This window comes from Bartonella sp. AP57NXGY (assembly GCF_042195805.1).
In the GTDB taxonomy this organism is placed as follows: Bacteria; Pseudomonadota; Alphaproteobacteria; order Rhizobiales; family Rhizobiaceae; genus Bartonella.
Genome location: NZ_JBHIOZ010000186.1, coordinates 1 through 2,354, shown reverse-complemented (window position 1 = coordinate 2,354; position 2,354 = coordinate 1). Strand labels below are relative to the sequence as shown.

Here is a 2,354-nt window from a genome sequence, read left to right as displayed (position 1 = left end):
TGCTGCTGGATTAAGGGGGGTATATTTTTGTGATGCTGTAATTTTCCCCATGACAGTTCCAGCTTCAATGAATGCTCCTGATGCAAACAGCACTTCTTCATTTGACATATCGGGGTCGTAGGGTCCAAGATAAGCGCCATTGCGTACGTCGTCATAAATAATATTCGTCATTTCACTGCCCTCCAAGCTGCTTCCCATTTTGCATAAATCTTTGCCTTGCTCGTCCCATCACTATGAGGGGTATAAGGCGAGACTTTTAAAGACGCGCTTTGAGAGCTAGCAGCCGTCAACACACACTGGCGTGCTTTCTCGACACTCATACCGTTTTGAATAGCTTTTGCTGCGTCAAAAGAAACGCCTAAGTGCTTTGCTTGCCTTTCAAGGGTTGTTAGTGCTTTTGCGCGCTTTCTTTCTTTTTCAAGAGCAGCTTTTATGTTTTCCTGCTTGTCCTCATTGTCTTCATCTTCATCTTCGTTTTCTTCTTCATCGTCAAAGATTTCGGCGTTTTTGTCGATGTCACTATCGTCTTCGTCCTCTTCCTCGTCATTGATGATGTCGACGATCTTTTCGTCATCATCTTCTTCAGCGCGGTATTGTGTGCGTGCCATGTGTTTTGTCCTTCTTTTTCTGTTGATGTTGGGTTTTGTGATATGGAATCCGTTAAGGCTTCCAAAGCTTGCGCAAGGGTGCCCTGCGCATCTGCTAATCCAAGCGTGATCGCTTGGGTGCCTATAAAAGTTTCTGCTTTTGTGTCACGAATTGCAGCAGCATTTAAGCGTCTGTTTTGCGCCACCAAATCGACAAACATCTCGTAGAGCAGGGCGCAATCGGCTTGCATTTTTATCTGTGCTGTATCGCTCAAGGGTTCATGAGGGTTGCCATGGGTTTTGTGATCACCTTCAAAGACAAAGGTCCATTTATGCCCGTGTTTTTCATCCGCACGAGATTGGTCAAGATGGGCACAAACAACCCCAATCGAGCCCACAACCCCTGTGCGAGCTACCCATATTTGAGAAGCCGCACAAGCAATGGCATAAGCTGCAGAACAAGCAAACTCATTGGCATGTGCCCAAATGGGCTTGTCGTATTGTTTTGAGAGTGTTTGAAACTCTTCAACCAAATCAAACACACCACCGGCTTCTCCACCGCCGCTATCAATATCAAGTAAAACAGCGCGAACATCAGGTTGTGCAATGGCTTCACGAAAAGAAGCGCTTAAACCTTCATAAGAGGTTAGCCCCGATAAAGCCCCAAGCCATGCACCACGGCGCACAAGCGTGCCATGAACCGGTATTATGGCAACATTGTTTTGTACTACATAAGTTTCAGGGGGTCTTAAAGCTTCTGTATTCTCTTGCGAATAAGCTTCAATGGGAAACTTTTCTCCCTCAAAAAGGCGTGGTGCAAGAGCATTCAAAATGATATCAAGCTTTGTCGAGGCAAGCATATGAGGAACCCCAAAAAGCCGTGATGCCAAAAACGGCATATCAAGATTATTCACCATTTTTATGTGCCTCACTGCCTTGGTTACTTTCATAAGTTTCAGAAGGTTCTGAATCTGCGGTATCAATTACTTGATTGCTATCAGAGGTCGCTGCCATATCCGTGTCAAAAGATAAGCCGCGCGCACGAGCGTCTGTGTGCTCTTCTTGCAGTTCGGCATGAATGCTGTCGATATCAAAGCCACGCTCGGCAAGTGCCATGCGTCGTGTTTTCAAGCCTGCACGAATTTCTTCTTTTTCCGCTGAGATATCCTTGTTTGGATCAATCATTTCAAGCGGGGGTGCAAAGCTTTCACATTGAAGCCATGGCAAGGAATTTTCTTCCCACCCTGGCAAATTGACGCATCCAGCAAGCACTGCCATTTCAACAAAACGCTCCCAAACAATGCGGTTAAACTGAAAGGCAATAATATGTTCACGCCATTGTTTGACGTGCCGTCTAAACTGAATGATGGAGGTGCGTACATTTGAAAAATTCCCCCGCGTAACGTCTCCAGTCACAACGGCATAAGGCATATTAAGTGCTGCACAAATTTTCAAGATATTGCGAAATTGAAAAGCCTCATAAGAGCCACCAACCTCAACAGGATTTGAGAATGTAACTTCTTTATTCTCTCCTAAATAAAGAGATGCACCGGGCGCAATGACAGGTGCTTTGTATTCTTCTTCAACGTTGTTTTTATCACGATTATCGGATAATTTTTCGACGTTTGGTGAATTGTCCTTGACAAACGCCGCGAAAAGAGCCGCCGTCCTTTTTCTATCGAGTTCTGCGTCGTCATAGGATTCGAGTTGAAAGATCTTTGTCATAGCGCGCGTTATTTTTGGAGAACCGCGCAATTGTCCGGCAAT

3 protein-coding genes are annotated in these 2,354 nt (G+C 45.3%); all 3 read right to left on the bottom strand.

Going from position 1 to position 2,354, the window contains the following annotated elements:
• Nucleotides 1-171, bottom strand: a 171-nt coding sequence (locus tag ACFIL8_RS09265; protein ID WP_375689535.1) for a head decoration protein, incomplete at its 3' end; no start/stop codon positions are given.
• A 259-nt stretch (nucleotides 172-430) separates the two neighbouring features.
• Nucleotides 431-1,504: a S49 family peptidase gene (locus ACFIL8_RS09260; protein ID WP_375689533.1), complete on the bottom strand. Its 1,074-nt coding sequence runs from the start codon at nucleotides 1,502-1,504 to the stop codon at nucleotides 431-433.
• The coding region (locus ACFIL8_RS09255) for a phage portal protein (protein ID WP_375689531.1) at nucleotides 1,494-2,354 on the bottom strand (861 nt) is incomplete at its 5' end. The genes ACFIL8_RS09255 and ACFIL8_RS09260, both read right to left, overlap by 11 nt.

Bases quoted from the DNA above. Each gene is read 5' to 3' on its own strand.
- ACFIL8_RS09260 (WP_375689533.1), bottom strand. From the start codon at position 1,504: ATGGTGAATAATCTTGATATGCCGTTTTTGGCATCACGGCTTTTTGGG.